General features: G+C 74.6%; 16 protein-coding genes and 1 pseudogene. 6 read left to right on the forward strand and 11 right to left on the reverse strand.

The genetic code is table 11. The features are described 5' to 3' along the window. Positions 1-121: 121 nt before the first annotated feature. From JK361_RS32590 to yczE, 4 genes are all read right to left on the reverse strand, one after another. Positions 122-496, reverse strand: a complete 375-nt coding sequence (locus JK361_RS32590; RefSeq protein ID WP_003977404.1) for an RNA polymerase-binding protein RbpA — start codon at positions 494-496, stop codon at positions 122-124. Between the two features lie 278 nt (positions 497-774). Then, positions 775-2,121, reverse strand: a complete 1,347-nt coding sequence (locus JK361_RS32595; RefSeq protein WP_201825259.1) for an MFS transporter — start codon at positions 2,119-2,121, stop codon at positions 775-777. A 56-nt stretch (positions 2,122-2,177) separates the two neighbouring features. Beyond that, entirely contained in the window at positions 2,178-2,954 is a 777-nt protein-coding gene (locus tag JK361_RS32600; protein WP_201825261.1) for a glycerophosphodiester phosphodiesterase family protein, read from the reverse strand. Beyond that, on the reverse strand, positions 2,951-3,622 hold the full coding sequence (gene yczE / locus JK361_RS32605) for a membrane protein YczE (RefSeq protein ID WP_201825263.1): 672 nt from the start codon (positions 3,620-3,622) through the stop codon (positions 2,951-2,953). Before yczE ends, JK361_RS32600 begins: the two co-directional genes overlap by 4 nt. 102 nt (positions 3,623-3,724) lie before the next feature. On the opposite strand from yczE, the gene JK361_RS32610 reads away from it, so the two are divergent. Continuing rightward, on the forward strand, positions 3,725-5,233 hold the full coding sequence (locus JK361_RS32610; protein ID WP_201825265.1) for an SCO1417 family PLP biosynthesis transcription factor: 1,509 nt from the start codon (positions 3,725-3,727) through the stop codon (positions 5,231-5,233). 312 nt (positions 5,234-5,545) lie between these two features. Here the strand turns inward: JK361_RS32610 and JK361_RS32615 are convergent, their stop codons facing one another. Beyond that, positions 5,546-7,243: a hypothetical protein gene (locus JK361_RS32615; protein WP_201825267.1), complete on the reverse strand. Its 1,698-nt coding sequence runs from the start codon at positions 7,241-7,243 to the stop codon at positions 5,546-5,548. A 40-nt stretch (positions 7,244-7,283) separates the two neighbouring features. Continuing rightward, positions 7,284-7,478 (reverse strand): hypothetical protein, encoded by a 195-nt coding sequence (locus JK361_RS32620; RefSeq protein ID WP_031174416.1) that lies wholly within the window; start codon positions 7,476-7,478, stop codon positions 7,284-7,286. A gap of 322 nt (positions 7,479-7,800) precedes the next feature. Between JK361_RS32620 and JK361_RS32625 the strand changes: the two genes are divergently transcribed. The 5 genes and pseudogenes from JK361_RS32625 to JK361_RS32645 form a co-directional block, all read left to right on the forward strand. Next, the gene (locus JK361_RS32625) at positions 7,801-8,193 is read left to right on the forward strand and encodes an ankyrin repeat domain-containing protein (protein WP_201825269.1); all 393 of its coding nucleotides are present in this window, start codon (positions 7,801-7,803) and stop codon (positions 8,191-8,193) included. Between the two features lie 300 nt (positions 8,194-8,493). Next, positions 8,494-9,912, forward strand: a complete 1,419-nt coding sequence (locus JK361_RS32630; RefSeq protein WP_201825271.1) for a HEAT repeat domain-containing protein — start codon at positions 8,494-8,496, stop codon at positions 9,910-9,912. Between the two features lie 360 nt (positions 9,913-10,272). Then, entirely contained in the window at positions 10,273-11,400 is a 1,128-nt protein-coding gene (locus JK361_RS32635) for a glycosyltransferase family 4 protein (RefSeq protein ID WP_201825272.1), read from the forward strand. Then, positions 11,397-12,572, forward strand: coding sequence for a glycosyltransferase (locus JK361_RS32640; RefSeq protein WP_201825274.1), 1,176 nt, complete (start codon positions 11,397-11,399; stop codon positions 12,570-12,572). The genes JK361_RS32635 and JK361_RS32640 overlap by 4 nt, the downstream gene beginning before the upstream one ends. Further along, positions 12,569-13,393: pseudogene (locus JK361_RS32645) on the forward strand (SGNH/GDSL hydrolase family protein); the annotation flags it as partial. The gene JK361_RS32640 and the pseudogene JK361_RS32645, both read left to right, overlap by 4 nt. A gap of 283 nt (positions 13,394-13,676) precedes the next feature. Here JK361_RS32645 and JK361_RS32650 read toward each other — a convergent pair. From JK361_RS32650 to JK361_RS32670, 5 genes are read right to left on the reverse strand one after another with little or no spacing between them, the layout of a single operon-like run. Next, positions 13,677-14,546: a 5-oxoprolinase subunit C family protein gene (locus tag JK361_RS32650; protein WP_201825276.1), complete on the reverse strand. Its 870-nt coding sequence runs from the start codon at positions 14,544-14,546 to the stop codon at positions 13,677-13,679. Further along, positions 14,543-15,160, reverse strand: a complete 618-nt coding sequence (locus JK361_RS32655) for a 5-oxoprolinase subunit B family protein (RefSeq protein WP_201825278.1) — start codon at positions 15,158-15,160, stop codon at positions 14,543-14,545. Before JK361_RS32655 ends, JK361_RS32650 begins: the two co-directional genes overlap by 4 nt. Then, positions 15,157-15,915: a LamB/YcsF family protein gene (locus JK361_RS32660; RefSeq protein WP_201825280.1), complete on the reverse strand. Its 759-nt coding sequence runs from the start codon at positions 15,913-15,915 to the stop codon at positions 15,157-15,159. Before JK361_RS32660 ends, JK361_RS32655 begins: the two co-directional genes overlap by 4 nt. Before the next feature lie 48 nt (positions 15,916-15,963). Further along, positions 15,964-16,803, reverse strand: coding sequence for a putative hydro-lyase (locus JK361_RS32665; protein ID WP_201825281.1), 840 nt, complete (start codon positions 16,801-16,803; stop codon positions 15,964-15,966). Continuing rightward, positions 16,800-18,119 (reverse strand): MFS transporter, encoded by a 1,320-nt coding sequence (locus tag JK361_RS32670; RefSeq protein ID WP_201825283.1) that lies wholly within the window; start codon positions 18,117-18,119, stop codon positions 16,800-16,802. The genes JK361_RS32665 and JK361_RS32670 overlap by 4 nt, the downstream gene beginning before the upstream one ends. Positions 18,120-18,159: the final 40 nt, after the last annotated feature.

Consider the following 18,159-nt stretch of genomic DNA (forward strand, 5'->3'; position numbering starts at 1 on the left):
CCCCCGAGGCCCGTGCGGGCAGGTCTTCGCGGGCAGCGGGCAGGTCTCCACGGGCAGCACGAAACCGCGGGCGCCGTACTTCTGTGTACGGCGCCCGCGGTTACTTGTGCTGTCGTGCGCGTTACGCGCTCTTGCGGCTGTCCCTGGGGTGGACCGCGATGTTCATCGCCCCCGAGCGCAGCACCGCCAGACGCTCCTCGAGGACCTCTTCGAGTTCCTCGCGGGTGCGTCGCTCCATCAGCATGTCCCAATGGGTACGCGCGGGCTTGGCCTTCTTCTCCTCAGGGCCGTCGCCGTCCACCAGAAGTGCCTGGGCCCCGCAGACCTTGCACTCCCACTCCGGCGGGATCTCCGCCTCGACCGAGAAGGGCATCTCGAAGCGGTGCCCCTTCTCACATGCGTACTCCACGGCCTGGCGCGGGGCCAGGTCGATACCGCGGTCCGTCTCGTAGCTGGTCACCACGAGGCGCGTACCGCGAAGAGCTCGCTCACTCATGAATCGTGCCTCCCGGGCTTGTCGCCCACAGGACAGGTGTCGCTGTCGTCGTCATCCGGTCAACGTCCGGTCGGCGGTAAAGATTCCCGTTCCGAGTCCCGTTCCGGGTCATGCGTCGCCGTCGTAGCCGCCCCTTGTTCTACCCACAGGCGCCCGGTTTGTCACATCTGCTAGCAGATGTCACCCAGCGTTTCGGCATCTTTGACGCGCAGTAACGGTCCGCCTGGCAGGCCAAACGCGTACACTACCGCCCTTTCGCGCCGAGTGCTAAATCGACGCTAGATCTTTTCCGGAACCGTGTTGCCCGCCTCGCCGATCGCCCGCCGCACCGGGACCCGTGCGAGCAGGGCGAAGCCGAGGACGAAGAAGGCCACCAGCGAGACGATCGCGGACCGGTAGCTCCCGGTCAGCTGGTAGGTCACGCCGAACAGCAGCGGGCCGAGCCAGCTCATCCCGCGGTCGCTCATCTCGTACGCGGAGAAGTACTCGGCCTCCTTCCCCGGCGGCACCAGGTGCGAGAACAGCGACCGGGACAGCGCCTGGCTGCCGCCGAGCACCAGGCCGATCCCGGAGGCCAGCACGAAGAAGAACACCGGCGCCCCGGCCGGCAGGAAGTAGCCCGCCGCCAGCGTGACCGTCCATGCCACCAGCGAGCCGAGGATCGTCCGCTGCGCGCCGTACGTCCGCGCCAGCCGGCCCATCGCCAGCGCGCCCGCCACGGCCAGCACCTGTACCAGCAGCACGGCCACGATGAGCGTCGACTGCCCGAGCCCCAGCTCCTCGGAGCCGTACACCGACGCCTGGGAGATCACGGTCTGGATGCCGTCGTTGTAGACGAGGTAGGCCAGCAGGAACGCCAGCGTCAGCGGATACCGGCGCATGTCCCGGACCGTCGCCGCGAGCTGCCGCAGCCCCGGCGCCGTGGCCTGCTCCACGCGCGCGTGCCGGTCGCGCAGCCTGCGCAGCGGTACGAGCGTGAAGGCACCCCACCACAGGCCGGCCGTGGCCAGGCACACGCGCACCGCGGCGGTCTCGGAGAGGCCGAAGGAGTCGTGCGCCGAGTAGAGCACCAGATCGGCGACGAGGACCAGGGCCCCCGCCGCGTAGCCGAGGGCCCAGCCCCGGGAGGAGACCGCGTCGCGCTCCTCGGGCGGAGCGATCTGCGGCAGGTAGGAGTTGTAGAGCATCATCCCGACGGACTGCGCCGCGTTGGCCACGATCAGCAGCACCCCGCCGAGCAGGTACCGGTCGCCGTCCAGGAAGAACATCCCGGTCGTGGCCGCCGCACCGGTGTACGCCGCCGCGGCGAGCAGCGGCTTCTTGCGGCCCGTGCGGTCGGCCGCGCCGCCCACCAGCGGCATCAGGACGACCGCGAGGACCACCGACAGGGACACCGAGTAGGCGAAGAACGAGCCCGCGCGGACCGGGAGGCCCAGCGGGTGCACATAGCCGTCGCCGTCCGCGGCCCGCTCGGCGACCGAGGTGAGGTAGGGGCCGAGGAACACGGTGAGGACGGTCGTCGAATAGACCGAGCAGGCCCAGTCGTAGACGTACCAGCCCCGCTGCTCGCGTCTGCGTCCGGCGGTCTCGTCCGCCGCCCGTGCCCGCACGGTGTCGGTGCCCACCCGTGCCCTCGCTTCCCCGCTGTCCTGCGAAGGCTCGGGCCGAGGCACCCGGGCGGTCAGACCCAGACGCCGCGCTCTTCCATGACCTTGCGCAACGTGTCGATGTGGTCGGTCATGATGCCATCAACCCCCAGGTCCAGGAGCCGGTGCATCCGCTCCGGTTCGTTGACGGTCCACACGTGCACCTGGAGCCCGCGCGCGTGGGCGGCGCGGACGAAGCGGTGGTCGACCACGGGGACACCCGACTGCGCCTCGGGCACCTGCGCGGCCACTGCCGACCGGCGCACCGCGGCCGGCAGGCCCCAGGAGCGCAGCCGCAGGTTCAGCACCCCGCGCGTGCCGAAGGAAGTGGCCAGCCGGGGCCCGGCCAGCCGCTGCGCCCGCAGCACCCGCGCCTCGGAGAAGGAGCCCACACAGACCCGGTCCCAGGCGTTGGTGCGCTCGATCAGCTCCAGCAGGGGCCGCAGCGCCGGCTCCGCCTTGACGTCGACGTTCCAGCGCACCTCGGGGAAGGTGTCCAGCAGCTCCTCGAACAGCGGCACCGGTTCCAGGCCGCCCACGCGCGCGTGCCGTACGTCCGCCCACGGCAGATCGGCGATCCGGCCCGCGCCGTCGGTGACCCGGTCCAGGGTCGCGTCGTGGAAGGCGACCAGCCGGCCGTCGGCCGTGGCGTGCACGTCCGTCTCGATGTACCGGTAGCCCATCTCCACCGCACGCCGGAACTGCGCCACGGTGTTCTCCAGGCCGTCGGCCGCCCCGCCCCGGTGGGCGAAGGCGATCGGCCCGGGGTGGTCCAGGTAGGGGTGGCGCAGGGGCGGTGTCGTGAGGGTCACGGACGCAGTATGACCCCCTCGGGTGTCGCGGCGGCAACGACCGTGCTGCCCGTCGGTGCCGGCGGGACGGCGAACCACCGCAGGAACGCCTGTGCCAGCGGGCCGATGGACACGGCATACAGCACGGTGCCCACCCCGACGGTGCCGCCCAGGACGAATCCGGTGACCACCACCGCCACCTCGATCACCGTCCGTATCAGCCGGATCGACCGGCCGGTGCGCCGGTGCAGCCCCGTCATCAGGCCGTCGCGCGGACCCGGGCCGAAGCGGGCCGCGATGTACAGACCGGTCGCCATGCCGTTCAGCACGATCCCCACGACCAGGAGCGGGACCCGCACGGCGAGGGAGCGCGGCTCCGGCAGGAGCGCGAGCGAGCCGTCCATGGCGAGACCGATGACGAAGACGTTGGAGACCGTGCCGAGCCCGGGCCGCTGGCGCAGCGGGATCCACAGGAGCAGCACCGCCGCGCCCACGATGATCAACACGACCCCGATGCTCATCCCGGTCAGCTCCGCGAGGCCCTGGTGCAGCACGTTCCACGGCTCCAGCCCCAGCCCCGCCGCCACGAGCAGCGCGGAACTCACGCCGTACAGAGTGAGTCCGGCGTACAGCTGGATCAGCCGTCGTCCGAGACGGCGGCCGGAAGCGGACGCGCTGGGAGCGGACACGAGATACCCCCCTGGGTGGTGGCAGTGGCCTGATGCATGACACTCTGTGGCTTGGGATGGATCGCCATCCATGGCCAATTCGGGGAAGGTGGACTGATCGTCATGGCGCAGTGGACCTCGGCAGTGGGGGCCGCGCAACTCGCCCGGCTCCTCACCTCCCAGCAGGACCGCCCGGCCGGCCCCGGCACCCGCCGTCCCCCGGCCTATCGCGCCCTCGCCGACGGCATCCGGCTGCTCGTGCTGGAGGGCCGGGTCCCGGTGGCCGCGCGGCTGCCCGCGGAGCGCGAACTGGCCCTGGCCCTCTCCGTCAGCCGCACCACGGTCGCGGCGGCCTACGAGGCGCTGCGCGGCGAGGGCTTCCTGGAGTCCCGGCGCGGAGCGGGCAGCTGGACCGCCGTGCCGGCCGGCAACCCGATCCCGGCCCGCGGCCTGGAACCGCTCCCGCCGGAGGCCCTCGGCTCGGTGATCGACCTCGGCTGCGCCTCGCTCCCGGCGCCCGAGCCGTGGCTGACCCGGGCCGTGCAGGGCGCCCTGGAGGAACTGCCGCCGTACGCCCACACGCACGGCGACTACCCGGCCGGGCTGCCCGCCCTGCGCTCGATGATCGCCGAGCGCTACACCGCGCGCGGGATCCCCACCATGCCCGAGCAGATCATGGTGACGACCGGCGCGATGGGGGCCATCGACGCGATCTGCCACCTCTTCGCGGGCCGGGGCGAGCGGATCGCCGTGGAGTCGCCGTCCTACGCCAACATCCTCCAGCTGATGCGTGAGGCGGGCGCCCGGCTCGTCCCGGTCGCGATGGCCGAGGGGCTGTCCGGCTGGGACATGGACCGCTGGCGCCAGGTCCTGCGCGAGGCCGCGCCGCGCATTGCCTACGTCGTCGCCGACTTCCACAACCCCACCGGCGCGCTCGCCGACGAGGACCAGCGGCGCCGGCTGGTGGACGCGGCCCGCTCGGCCGGCACGGTCCTCGTCGCCGACGAGACGATGTCCGAACTCTGGCTCGACGAGGACTTCCGGGACGGCGGCATGCCCCGCCCGGTGTGCGGCTTCGACCCGGCCGGCTCCACGGTGATCACGGTCGGCTCGGCCAGCAAGGCGTTCTGGGCGGGGATGCGCATCGGCTGGGTGCGCGCGGCGCCCGACGTCGTGCGCAGCCTGGTCGCCGCGCGGGCGTACGCCGACCTGGGCACGCCGGTGCTGGAGCAGCTCGCCGTGAACTGGCTCTTCAGCACCGGAGGCTGGGCGGAGGCGGTGGAGCTGCGCCGGGTGCAGGCCCGCGAGAACCGCGACGCCCTGGTCACCGCCCTGCGCCGGGAACTGCCGGACTGGGAGTTCGAGGTCCCCCGGGGCGGCCTGACCCTCTGGGTCCGCGCCGGCGGTCTCTCCGGCTCCCGCCTCGCGGAAGCGGGCGAGCGGGTCGGCGTCCGGGTGCCCTCCGGTCCCCGCTTCGGCGTCGACGGCGCCTTCGAGGGCTACGTGCGGCTTCCGTTCACCGTCGGGGGAGCGGTGGCGGACGAGGCGGCGGTACGGCTGGCCGCCGCGGCCCGGCTGGTGGAGTCGGGGATGACGGGCGGCTCGGAGGCGCCGCGCACGTTCGTGGCGTAGCCGGGTCCTCAGCCGCACCACGCACGCCACGCGCCGCCACGCGCCGCCACGCGCCGCCGAGCGGCACGGGTGGCGCGGGTGGCGCGGCCGACGGCCCGGAACGGCGGAGCGGCAGCCCGGAGGGGCGGGGACGGCGACCACCCCCGCCCGCCCCGGCGCCGCGCACCCGGCCGGCTCCCGGCCGCGGCGTGGGGCGGCGTCTCGGCCGCGTGGTGGGGCGGAGTTCCGTCCCCGCCTGCCGAGAGCTAGCCGGGCGCCGGCTAGCTAGGGTCTTTCGTTTGGATCAGGCCGGCATGATCCAAACGAGAGGCCCTAGCTCTCGGCCGCCACCGCCTTCGCGGGTACCGGCGCCGTCCCCACCGCCGGCTTGGTGAGTCCGGCCGGCCTGGCGGTTTCCGCCGGTTCCGTGAGTTCGGCCGGCCGGGCGTGTTCCGGCTTCGTGGGTTCCGTCGTCCCGGCGGGTGCCGCCGGCTCCGCCTCCATCGCGGTGGTCCGGGCCGGCAGCAGCTCCAGCACCGCCTGCCGGTCGGCATCGCTCGTGGCGTCGTCGTAGGGATCCGGCGTACGCGGCACCTGGAGCCGGTGCACCGGACCGGACCCCAGCCGGGCGTACCCCCGCCCGGGCGGCACGTGTGCCGGCGGCGTCGTGTGCGGCGGCGCCCCGAGCACCGCCTCCACCTGCTGCGGCTCCGCGGCCCCCAGCACGACACGCGCGCGCGTGTGCTGCCGTACCGCGTCGCTGAGCGCCTCCGCGTGGTCGAACTGCTCGGCCACGACCACGGTCACGTTGGCCGCGCGCCCGTGCCGCAGCGGCACCTGCAGCAGGGCCTGCGGGTCCTTGCGGCCCTCCGCCGCCGCCAGGTGCGCGAAGACACCGGGCCGGTCCAGCAGGACCCACAACGGGCGCCGGGTGTCCGCGGGCGGCGGATCGCCCGCCTGCCGGGCCAGGTTGATCGCGATCAGCCGTCGCTCGGTCTCCTGCGCGGCCCATTCGAGGCTGGCCAGCGCCCCGGCGAGGGAGCACTCGACGGCCAGGACGCCGTCCCGCCCGGTAAGGCAGGCGTACTCGCCGGTGCCGCCGCCGTCGACGATCAGCACGTCGCCGTACTGGAGGGCCTGGAGGGCGATGGAGCGCAGCAGCGTGGACGTGCCGCCGCCGGGGTGGCCCATGGCCAGCATGTGCGGCTCGGTGGAGCGGATTCCGGTGCGCCAGACGACCGGCGGGACGTCGATCCTCTCCTCCCCGTAGGAGAGGGGGAGCGTGCGCTGGACCTCGCTGGGGTCGGTGTAGCCGAGGACGGTCTCGCCCGGCGCGGTCACGAAGCGCTGGGCGGGGACGTCGGCGGGCAGCGGGGCGAGGACGGTGACGGTGAGCCGGTTGCCCTCCTCGTCCCAGTCGAAGTGGTACTCGCGGCCCCGTCCCGCCTTCGCGGTGAGCAACTGCTCGATCCGCGCGCGGGCCGCGGGCTCGCCGTCCGGGAAGTAGGCGGGGTAGCGGATCACGAGGTGTCCGACGCGTCCGGCGTCGTCGAACTCGTGCGCCGCGAAGGCCTTCTCCCACTCCCCGCCGTGCGCGTACAGCGGCGCCGGATCCTCGGGGCCGGAGAAGTACGGCACCAGGGCCTCGTACAGCGCCTGGAGCCGTTCGATCTGGGACTCGTCGGGCCCCTCGGGCGCCGCCGGCGTGCGGTCGCGGCCCTGCCAGCCCGCCGCCGCCATCACGGTGATGACGGCGAGCAGCGGACCGTACGGCACCAGGGCCACGACCAGGACCGCGGAGGCCACCAGGAACAGCAGTGGCCCGCGCCTGTCCTTGGGCGTGTCCGCCCATCTGCGCCGGCCGGCCGAGGCCAGCAGGCGCAGCCCGCGCGTGACGGTGATCAGCGGGTGGAGGACGTCGGTGGCACTGTCGGCCGCCGTCCGGGCCAGCTCCCTGCTCCGGGCGATCTGCGTCCGGGCGATCTGGGCGCTGTCCTTGCTCAGGATGCGGGGGAGGGGGCGCCGGGCCACTGCTGACTCCTGATCGTGCGTGCGGGTGGGGTGGGCGGGATCAGAATTTGAGCCCGCCGAGGAGGCTGGCCAGGCTCTCGCCGCCGGCCTTGATGCTCGGGGCGATGGCCGTGCTCGACAGGTAGAAGCCGAACAGGGCCGAGACCGTGGCGTGCGAGCCCTTCAGTCCGTCCTTGCGGAAGAAGAGAAAGACGACGACGCCGAGCAGGAACACGCCAGACAGGGAGAGGATCATTTCGGGCCTCCTGGTGTCGAAGGTGGGGGACAGTCACCATGAGTTCTTCCAGGATCACAGGATGTATCCATACGATTAAAGGTGCAACTGGGTGAAAAACGGCTGATTTCCCTCAGTCGGAGGAGCCGGCTCCGGCCCGGGTTGACCAGGCGAATCGCCTCCCGCGGGGCCTGTCGCTGATCTTTACCTCGGGCACATCGGGTCATGTGCCGCGCAAGCCAGTACGCTGGCGATTCACTCGTACGGCTGCGTTCCTTCACTGCCGTACGCTCACTCAGTCCGCAAGCAGTCCCCGAACGCGCAAGGAGAGGTGGTCCGGCCGATGAGCGAAGCCCCCGACCCCGAGGTCGTGGAGCTGGCGACCAAGATCTTCGATCTGGCCCGGCAGGGGCAGACCGAGGCGCTCGTGGCGTATGTCGACGCGGGTGTTCCGGCCAACCTCACCAACGACCGCGGCGACTCCCTGGTGATGCTCGCCGCCTACCACGGTCACGCCGACGCGGTGCGCGCGCTGCTCGCCCGCGGCGCGGCGGCGGACCAGATCAACGACCGGGGGCAGACCCCGCTCGCGGGCGCCGTCTTCAAGGGTGAGACGGACGTCATCAAGGCCCTCCTGGAGGGCGGAGCCGACCCTTCCGCGGGCACGCCGTCGGCCGTCGACACGGCCCGCATGTTCGCCAAGACGGAACTGCTGGAACTGTTCGGCGCACACTGAATCACGTGTCCTGACCAGGTACGACACAGAAAACGGGGGAGGCGGTAAAGGGCCGCCGGAAATACGGTCGCGGCAGCACAAAGCGCGGGTCATCATGACGTCGTGATTCACGGACGCGATGGCTGGGCAGGTGTTGCCGCACCGCGCGGACCGTGATGCGGTCCGCATGGGCCACCGACGAGAGGCAGAGAGAGATGGTCTACAGCAAGCAAGAGACGGCGGGCGCTCCGACGTTGTGTCACGCGGCCAGGTAGTGCGTGTTCCCCGGTTGCGTCGACGCTTGATGTGAGGCTGTTTCCCATGTTCGATCCGGTCATAGCGCCCAGCGGTACGCTGCTCGGCCTGCTCCAGCGCGGCCGTGGCGACGGCACGCTGCACGCGCTCACGGCCCCGCGCGCCGAAGCGCTCGCGGCCCTGAACCACTGTGTGCTGCGCGACCCCCGCCACGACTGGCAGGTGGAGAACCGCTCCCTCTACTACGCCCGGCTCTACCTCGACCTGAACGGCGAGCTGGATGCCGTCGAGGCGCACCTCTTCGACCCCGAGGACGTCGTCGACACCGACGAGTCACGCACCGGCCTGGCCCTGGCGGTCCTCGGACACCTCGCCTCCTACGGCAGGCGGGACGCCCTCGAACTGCTGCGCAGGTACGCCGCCCACGGCTCCAACTGGGCCTGGGCGCTGGACGAGCTGGCCCTGCGGGACGACGACGCGGGCCTGCGCGCCCTCGCCGCCCCCGTCCTGGCCCGCTTCACCACCGATCCCGAGGGCGAGGCCGAGCTGGCCGCCGCCGTACGCGACGCCTTCGAACCACGGCCCTGGCGGCTGTGGGCCGAGGATCCGCGCACGTCGATCGCCACGCGGGTGCGCGCCGCCCACGAGGCCGGCTGTTTCGACCGCTGGCAGCGGCAGATGCGTCCCACCGGCCCCCGCCCCGGCTGGAGCGTCCGCGCCGTCTTCGAGTGGGCCCAGCAGGGCGTGGAGCGCGGCGCCGCCCTCCATGTGCCCGCCGCCCGCTGCCTGGCCGCCGTGGCCGGCCCCGAGGACCGGCCCGAGATCCTCCAGGCCGCCAGGACCGGCATCGACGGAGCCCGCTGCACCGCCCTGCGCTACCTCGCCGACAGCAACGACCCCGACGCCCTCGACCTGATCGAGGCCGCGGTCACCGACGGCACGTCGGTCGTCGTGGAGGCCGCCGTCGACGCCTTCGAACGGATGCGCAGCGTCGTCGCCGTCGACCGCGCCCGCGGCTGGGCCCAGCGCCCCGACGCGCTCGGCGCCGCCGCCGGGCGCATGCTCGCCTGCCGGGGCGGTACCCAGGACCGCGACCTCGTCCTCGCCGCCCTCCGCGAGGCCGTACGCGGCGAGGGCCCGGACGCACCCACCCTGTGGACCCTCGTGGACGGTGCCGGACGCCTCGGCATCGCCTGCGCCGCCCCCGTCCTGCGCCACGTCTACCGCGAGACGGCCTCCTCCCACCTCCGCGGCCGCGCCGCCCGCGCGCTGGCCGCCACCGATCCCTCCTTCGCCACCGGCTTCGCCGTCGAATGCCTGTGGGACTGCGAGGAGACCACCCGCGAGATCGCCGCCCGGCACGCCGAGACCGGCGACACCCGGGTCGTGGAGCGACTGCGCCGCCTGGCCGTCGATCCGGCCGAGGAGGCCGAGGTGCAGACGGCGGTACGCAGCCGCTTCGGCCCCGACGCGACGCTCGGCTGACACCGAGCACCGGCTTGGGCCGTGACGCTCGGCTGACACCGCGCACCGGCTTGGGCCGTGACGCTCGGCTGACACACCGCGCACCGGCATGGGCCGTGACGCTCGGCCGAGACCGCGCACCGGCCGGGCCGCGCACCGGCCGGACCCGGGGTGGGCTGAGCCCGCGCCGGCCGGTCCCCACTCGCGCAACCCGCCCGGGCGGACGACCGCCCGGCGCGTGAACACCGGGTGACCCGCGGGTCAGGCGGCCATGACGGCAGCCTGACCTGCTCGGGTGCGCAGTCCAACGCTCATAGGACGTTCCCCGCGCGGAAAGATCTAAGTCGACGCCGGCACGTCCGGCGCGGCGACAACACCCGTATGCGTGTCGTCATCGTGACCGAATCCTTTCCCCCCGATGTGAACGGCGTGGCCCACTGCACGCTCCAGACCGCCCGGCACCTCGTAGACCGCGGTCACCACCCGCTCGTCGTCGCCCCCGCCCCCGCGCCCGGCAGCGGCCCGGACACGGACGCCCCGTGCCCGGTCGTCCGGGTTCCCTCCCTCCCGCTCCCCGGCTACCCCCAGGTCCGCGTCTCCCTGCCCAGCCGGCGGCTGGCCGCGGCCCTCGTCTCGCACCGGCCCGACGTGGTCCACCTGGCCAGCCCCTTCGTCCTCGGCGTCCGCGGCATGGCGGCCGCCGCCCGGCTCGGTGTCCCCGCCGTCGCCGTCTACCAGACCGACCTGGCCGGATACGCCCGCACCTACATGGGCGCCGGAGAGGCCGCCGCCTGGCGGCGGATCCGCTCCGTGCACGCCGCCGCCGACCGCACCCTGGCCCCCTCCAGCGCGGCCCGCACCGACCTCGAGACGCACGGCGTACCGCGCGTACGGCTGTGGCCGCGCGGCGTCGACACCGTACGTTTCCGGCCGGAGCACCGTGACGAGGCGCTGCGCCGTGAACTCGCCCCCGGCGGCGAGCTGATCGTCGGCTACGTCGGCCGGCTCGCCCCCGAGAAGCACGTCGAACTGCTCTCCGGAGTCTGCGGGCTGCCCGGCCTGCGGGTCGTGGTCGTGGGCGACGGCCCGAGCCAGGCGCACCTGTCCGAGGCCCTGCCCGGCGCCGTCTTCCTCGGCCGCCGCACCGGCGGTGAACTGGCCCGCATCTTCGCCTCGCTGGACCTGTTCGTGCACACCGGCCCCTTCGAGACCTTCTGCCAGACCGTCCAGGAGGCCATGGCCAGCGGTGTCCCGGTCGTCGCACCCGCCGCCGGCGGCCCGCTCGACCTGGTCGCCCACGGCCGGACCGGTCTGCTCGTGCCGCCGCGCGACGCCGACGCCGTCCAGGAGGCCGTCCGGGCCCTGGCCGCCGATCCCGCGCGGCGGGCCGCGTACGGCGCCGCCGCCCGCGCCATGGTCGACGGCCGCACCTGGGCCGCCGTCGGTGACCAGCTGATCGGCCACTACGACGACGTACTCGCGACCCGGAAGACGGCGGTGGCGGCATGACCGGACCCTCCCTGCGCATCGTCCGCCTCGCCAACTTCGTCGCCCCCAACTCCGGCGGCCTGCGCACCGCCCTGCGCGAACTCGGCAAGGGCTTCGGGGCGGCGGGTCACGAACCCGTCCTGATAGTGCCCGGCGACCGGCACACCGACCACGACACCGAGCAGGGCCGCGTGATCACCCTGCCCGGCCCGCTGCTGCCCGGCACCGGCGGCTACCGCGTCCTCACCGACAAGCGGCGCGTGGCCGCCCTCCTGGAGGAACTGGTCCCGGACCGCCTGGAGGTCTCCGACCGGACCACCCTGCGCTGGACCGGCCGCTGGGCCCGCCGCGCGCGCGTGCCCGCCGTGATGGTCTCCCACGAGACCGCCGACGGCGTGCTGCGCACCTGGGGCCTGCCCGAGCCGCTCGCCCGGCGCACCGCCGACTCCCTCAACACCCGCACCGCGCACGTCTACTCGCGGGTGGTGTGCACCACCGAGTTCGCCGAGCGCGAGTTCGTGCGCATCGGCGCCCGCAATGTCGTACGCGCCCCGCTGGGGGTCGACCTGATGGAACGCCACCCCGCTCTGCGCGACCCCGGCCTGCGTGCCCGCCACGCGCGCGTGGACGAGGCGCTGCTCGTGATGGCCTCCCGGCTGTCGGTCGAGAAGCGCCCCGGCACGGCCCTGGACGCCCTGGAGGCGCTGCTGCGCCGGCGGCGGCGTGCCGTGCTCGTGGTCGCCGGGGACGGGCCGCTGCGGGCCCGGCTCGAGCAGCGCGCGCGGGACCGCGGGCTCCCGGTGACCTTCCTGGGGCATGTCTCCGGCCGGGCGGCCCTCGGCGCGCTCCAGGCGTCCGCGGACGTGTGCCTCGCGCCCGGACCCGCCGAGACCTTCGGACTGGCCGCCCTGGAGGCCATGGCCTGCGGCACGCCCGTGGTGGCGAGCGCCTCGTCCGCGCTGCCGGAGGTCATCGGGTCCGCCGGGGCCACCGCGGCCGGAACCGGAGAGGCGTTCGCGGACGCCGTGGAGCGGCTGCTGGACCGCGACGAGGGCGAGCGGCGGGACGCGGCACGCGCGCGTGCGGAGTGCTTCGGCTGGGGAGCGGCCGTGGAGGCGTTCCTGGCGGCCCACGACGCGGAGGTCCTGTGCCGCACCGGCTCTCGTTCCGCCACGCCGGGGGCCGCGGCATGAGACCTGTCCGCTTCGTCGCCCTCGGGGACTCGCTGACCGAGGGCGTGGGCGACCCGGTCGAGGCGGGATGGCGGGGCTGGGCCGCACTGCTGGCGGCCTCCCTCGCCGAGGACAGCGAGCAGGTGCGGTTCACCAACCTCGCGGTCAGCGGGGCCCAGACCCGCGACGTGCTGGAACGGCAGACGCCCGTCGGCCTGGAACTGCGCCCCGACCTGGTGTCCGTGGTCGTCGGCGTCAACGACACCCTGCGCCACACCTTCGACATCCACGCCGTGGCCGCCAACCTCGACCACGTCTACGCGGCCTTCGCCCGCCGGGGCGCCACCCTCCTCACCGCCTGCCTGCCCGACCCCGGCGCGATGCTCGGACTGCCGGACGCCCTGGCCCGTCCGCTGGCCCGCCGGCAGCGGGCGGTCAACGAGGTCGTCCACGCGCTGTCCGGCCGCTACGGCGCCGTCCACCTGCACGCGGCGGACGGTGTCCGGGTCACCGACCGGACCCTGTGGAGCGCGGACCGGCTGCACCCCGGCGAGCGCGGGCACCGGCAACTGGCCGCCCGCTACCACGCGATGCTCGCCGAAGCGGGCCGGGCGAGCGGACGGCCGCCCTCGCCCGAACCGGAGTTCCCCGCGCCGACCCGTACGGCGAGCCTGTGGTGGCTGGCCACGGCCGGGACCGGCTGGGTGGTGCGGCGCTGCACCGACCTGCTGCCCCAGCTGCTGCGCCTGGCCGCCGACGAGCTGCACCATCGCGCCCGGGGCACCGGCGCCCACCTGGACCTGCGTGCCTCGGCGGCCGTCGCCGCCGCCCTCGCGGCCCTTCCGGCGGCCACCGGAGACGGCGCCGTCGCGGCCCGTCCGGTGGCTACCGGACACGGCGCCGTCGCGGCCCGTCCGGTGGCTACCGGACACGGCGCCGAGGCTCGGCGGCGGCGGACCGGCGAGCGGGGGGCCGTGCCGGAGACGGCCCTCGAAGCCGTGCCGGTTCAGCGGCGGCGGACCGGCGAGGCGGCGGATGCGGAGGAGTCCCCGCGGCCGTGCCGGTCCGGCGGCGCACCGGCGTGAGCGCGGAGGGGCCGGACGCCGCCGCCGAGGCCGTCGGGGCTCAGCGTCGGCGGACCGGTACGAAGCGGACCGGGGTGCCCGGCAGCGCCTGCGCGGCGGCCGGCAGGTCGGCGGCGCGGACCACCGCGATCACCGGGTAGCCGCCGGTGGTCGGATGGTCCGCCAGGAACACCACCGGGCGCCCGTCCGGCGGTACCTGGACGGCGCCGAGCACCATCCCCTCGCTGGGGAGTTCACCGGGCCGGGCCCGTTCCAGGACGGGCCCCTCGGTGCGCAGGCCGATGCGGTTGCTCGCCGCGGCGACCCGGTACACGCGCGTGGTCAGGTCCCGGACCGCCCGCGCCGTGAACCAGTCGTCGCGCGGGCCCGGCGTCACCCGCAGCACCAGTTCGGCGGGCGGGCGCGGCTGCGGCACGCCGTCCACGCGCGCGGGCGGGCCGGCCGGGACGCCCAGCGGCAGCACCATGCCGACCGCGAGCGGGGCCGGGCCCAGGCCGGACAGCAGGTCGGTGGCGCGGCTGCCGAGGACCGGCTCCACGGCGATGCCCCCGCAGACGGCCACATAGCCGCGTACGCCTGCCGTGGCGGTGCCCACCTCCAGCAACTCGCCCGGCGGCACCACGACCGGGGCTCCCCACGCGGCCGGGCGCCCGCCGACCGACACCGGGCAGGGCGCACCCCCGACCGCGACGGTCACCGAGGAACGCGGCCGCAGCGCGCAGCCGTCGAGGGTGGTCTCCAGGACGGCGGCGTCCGGCGGATTGCCGACGAGCCGGTTCACCAGCGCGGCGGCGGACGGGTCGAGCGCCCCGGAGCGGGGGACGCCGAGATGCGCGTACCCCGGCCGCCCACGGTCCTGCACGGTGGTCAGCGCCCCGGCGCGCACCACGACGAGCGCACGGTCGGTCATGCGCCCTCCACCGGTACGAACCGCACACGTGCCCCCGGTGCCAGCAGCGCGGCCGGTACCCGCGCGTGGTCCCAGAGAACCGCGTCCGTCGTGCCGATCAGCTGCCAGCCGCCCGGTGAGGAGCGCGGGTACACGCCCGTGTACGGTCCGGCCAGCGCCACGGCGCCGGCGGGGACCGCGGTGCGCGGGGTGGCGCGGCGCGGGACGTCGTAGCGGTCCGGCAGCCCGGTGAGGTAGCCGAAGCCGGGGGCGAAGCCGCAGAAGGCCACCGTGAACTCGGTACCGGCGTGGATGCGGGCCGCCTCCCGCTCGGTCACCCCCCAGCGCCCGGCGACCGCCGCGAGGTCCGGGCCGTCGTAGCGCACGGGCAGTTCGATCAGCTCACGCGCGCGTGAGGGCACCTCCGGCACCCGGGCGGCGGTCAGTTCCGCCGCGCGGCGGGCCGGATCGTCCACCCCGTCGAGCAGCACCGTACGGGCCGCCGGGACGATCTCGCGGACGGTGAGCGCGCCCGCCGCGCGGCGCCGCAGCAGCTCGGCGTGCAGGGCCTGCGCCTCCTCCCCGGAGGACGCCTCGACGAGCAGCGCGTCGTCGCCGACGCGGAGCGCCCTCACGCGAACGCCTCCACCCGTACGCCCGCCGCCGCCAGCCGCTCGCGCACTCGCCGGGCCAGGCCGACCGCGCCGGGCGTGTCGCCGTGCAGGCACAGCGACCGGGCCCGGACCCGGATCCGGGTGCCGGAGTGCGCGAGGACCGCGCCGGTGCGCGCGAGGCTCACCGAGCGCTCGACGACGGCGTCCGGGTCGCTCACCACGGCGCCCTCGCGGTCGCGCGGCACCAGCGTGCCCTCGTCGGTGTACGCCCGGTCCGCGAAGGCCTCCGTGACGGCCGGCAGCCCCGCCGCCGCGGCCAGCTCCAGCAGCCGTGACCCGGGCAGCCCCAGCACCGGCAGCGAGGCGTCGGCCAGGCACACGCCCTCGATCACCGCGCGGGCCTGCTCCGCGTCGTGCACCACCCGGTTGTAGAGCGCGCCGTGCGGCTTCACGTACGCCACCCGCGCCCCCGCCGCCCGCGCGAACACCTCCAGAGCGCCGATCTGGTAGGCCACTTCGGCCGCCAGCTCGGCGGGCGGCACATCCATCGCGCGCCGCCCGAACCCGGCCAGGTCCCGGTAGGAGACCTGCGCGCCGATCGTCACCCCTCGCTCGGCCGCCAGTTCGCACACCCGGCGCATGGTGGCCGCGTCCCCGGCGTGGAAGCCGCAGGCCACGTTGGCGCTGGTGACGACGGACAGCAGCTGCTCGTCGTCGGTCAGCCGCCAGCGGCCGAAGCCCTCGCCGAGGTCGGCGTTCAGATCGATCGCTGTCATGGTGTTCTCGTGTCTCCGGTTCTCGTACGGGCTGCGGGCGGACCGGCCTCAGTCGACGCCGACCAGCCGGTACTGCTCGTCGCGGGCGTCGGTCAGGAACATGTGGCCCGGTGCGTGCGTGATCGCGAACGGCGGGCGGGAGGCCGTCACGGCCGCCTGCGGAGTCACCCCGCAGGCCCAGAACACCGGGATGTCGCCGTCGGCGAGGGCGACCGGGTCCCCGAAGTCGGGCCGGTCCAGGTCCCCGATGCCGAGCGCCGCGGGGTCCCCGCAGTGCACCGGGCCGCCGTGCACGGCCGGCAGCAGACTGCTCTCCCTGATCGCGGCACCCAGATGCTCGGGCGGCACCGGCCGCATGGACACCACCATCGGCCCGCGCAGCCGGCCCGCCTCGCGGCAGGCCCGGCCGGTCACGTACATCGGCACGTTCCGGCCCTGCTCGACGTGCCGGATCGGCACACCCGCCCGGGCCAGCGCCCACTCGAAGGTGAAGCTGCATCCGAGCAGGAACGACACCAGGTCGTCGCGCCAGTACGGGCGCGCGTCCGTGGGTTCGTCCACCAGCTCGCCGTCCTGCCACACCCGGTAGCGCGGCAGGTCGGTGCGCAGGTCGGCGCCCTCGGCGAGGACGGTCTGCGGGGAGCCGGCGTCCGTGACGTCGAGCACGGGGCAGGGCTTGGGGTTGCGCTGGCAGAACAGCAGCGTGTCGTAGGCCCAGTCGGCGGGCACCGCGATCAGGTTGGCCTGAGTGTGGCCCGCCGCGACCCCGGCGGTGGGCCCGGCGAGGCCCTCGCGGAAGCGGGCCCGCGCCGTCTGCGGGCTCCACGCGTGCGCGTGGGCGTCGACGGTGGTGACGGGACGGTCCTCCGTACGGTTCTCCCGGGTCACGTCAGTTCCCTCCCGCGCGTCTCCGGCAGCCCGAGCAGGGCGAGTGCGGCGAGGCCGTAGCCGATCGCGCCGAAGACCAGCGCGCCGCCGACGCCCCAGCCGTCCGCGAGGAAGCCCACCAGGGTCGGGAACACCGCGCCCACCGCGCGGCCCGTGTTGTACGTGAACCCCTGCCCCGTGCCGCGCACGGCCGTCGGGTACAGCTCGCTCAGGTAGGAGCCGAAGCCGCTGAAGATGGCCGACATGCAGAAGCCGAGCGGGAAACCGAGCACCAGCAGCAGGGTGTTGGCACCCTGCGGGATGTTCGCGTACGCCAGGATGCACAGCGCCGACAGGAGCGCGAACAGCCAGATGTTGGCGCGCCGGCCGAGCCGGTCGGTCAGGTGGCCGCCGGTCAGGTAGCCGAGGAAGGCGCCGGAGATCAGGAAGGCCAGATAGCCGCCGGTGCCGACGACCGACAGACCGCGCTCGGACTTGAGGTACGTCGGCACCCAGGTCGCCAGCGTGTAGTAGCCGCCCTGCACGCCCGTGGACAGCAGGCTCGCGAAGACCGTGGTGCGCAGCAGCCCCGGGGCGCCGTCCCGGCCCGGCCGGAAGATCGCCGCGAACGAGCCGCGCCCGGGGTCCTGTTCGCGGGCCGCCGTCGCCGTGGGGGCGTCGTGCACCCGGCGGCGCAGCCACACCACGAGCAGCGCCGGCAGCGCCCCGGTCCAGAACATCACCCGCCAGGCCAGGTCGTCGCCGGCGAAGGAGAAGACCAGCGTGTAGACGATCGCCGCCAGTCCCCAGCCGATCGCCCAGGAACTCTGGACCGCGCCGAGCGTACGGCCCCGGTGGCGCGCGCTCGTGTACTCGGCGACCAGGATCGCGCCGACCGCCCACTCGCCGCCGAAGCCGAGGCCCTGGAGGGCGCGGAAGACCAGGAGGGTCTCGTAGGTGGGCGCGAAGCCGCAGGCGACGGTGAAGACGGCGTACGTGATCACCGTGATCATCAGGGCCCGGACCCGGCCGACCCGGTCCGCGACCACGCCCGCCGCGGCGCCGCCGACCGCCGAGACGACCAGCGTGACGGTGGTGAACAGGCCCGTCTGGCCGCTGTCGAGGCCGAAGTAGGCCGCGAGCGCCACCATGCTCAGCGGCAGTGTGAAGTAATCGTAGGAATCCAGGGCATATCCGCCGAAAGCCCCGGCGAACGCGCGACGCCCGCGCGGGCCGAGGGCGTGCAGCCAGCCGAACGCGCCGTCCTCGGCGGAGCGTTCGTCGCCCGCCGGTCGTGGGCCGGCGGGCGCGGACCGGGGCGGTGGAGTCGTGCTCATGGGCACCTCGCAAAAGGGGGACGGAGGGTGCTGGGAAGTG

The sequence above is a fragment of the Streptomyces musisoli genome (genome assembly GCF_016741855.1).
Lineage (GTDB): Bacteria > Actinomycetota > Actinomycetes > Streptomycetales > Streptomycetaceae > Streptomyces > Streptomyces musisoli.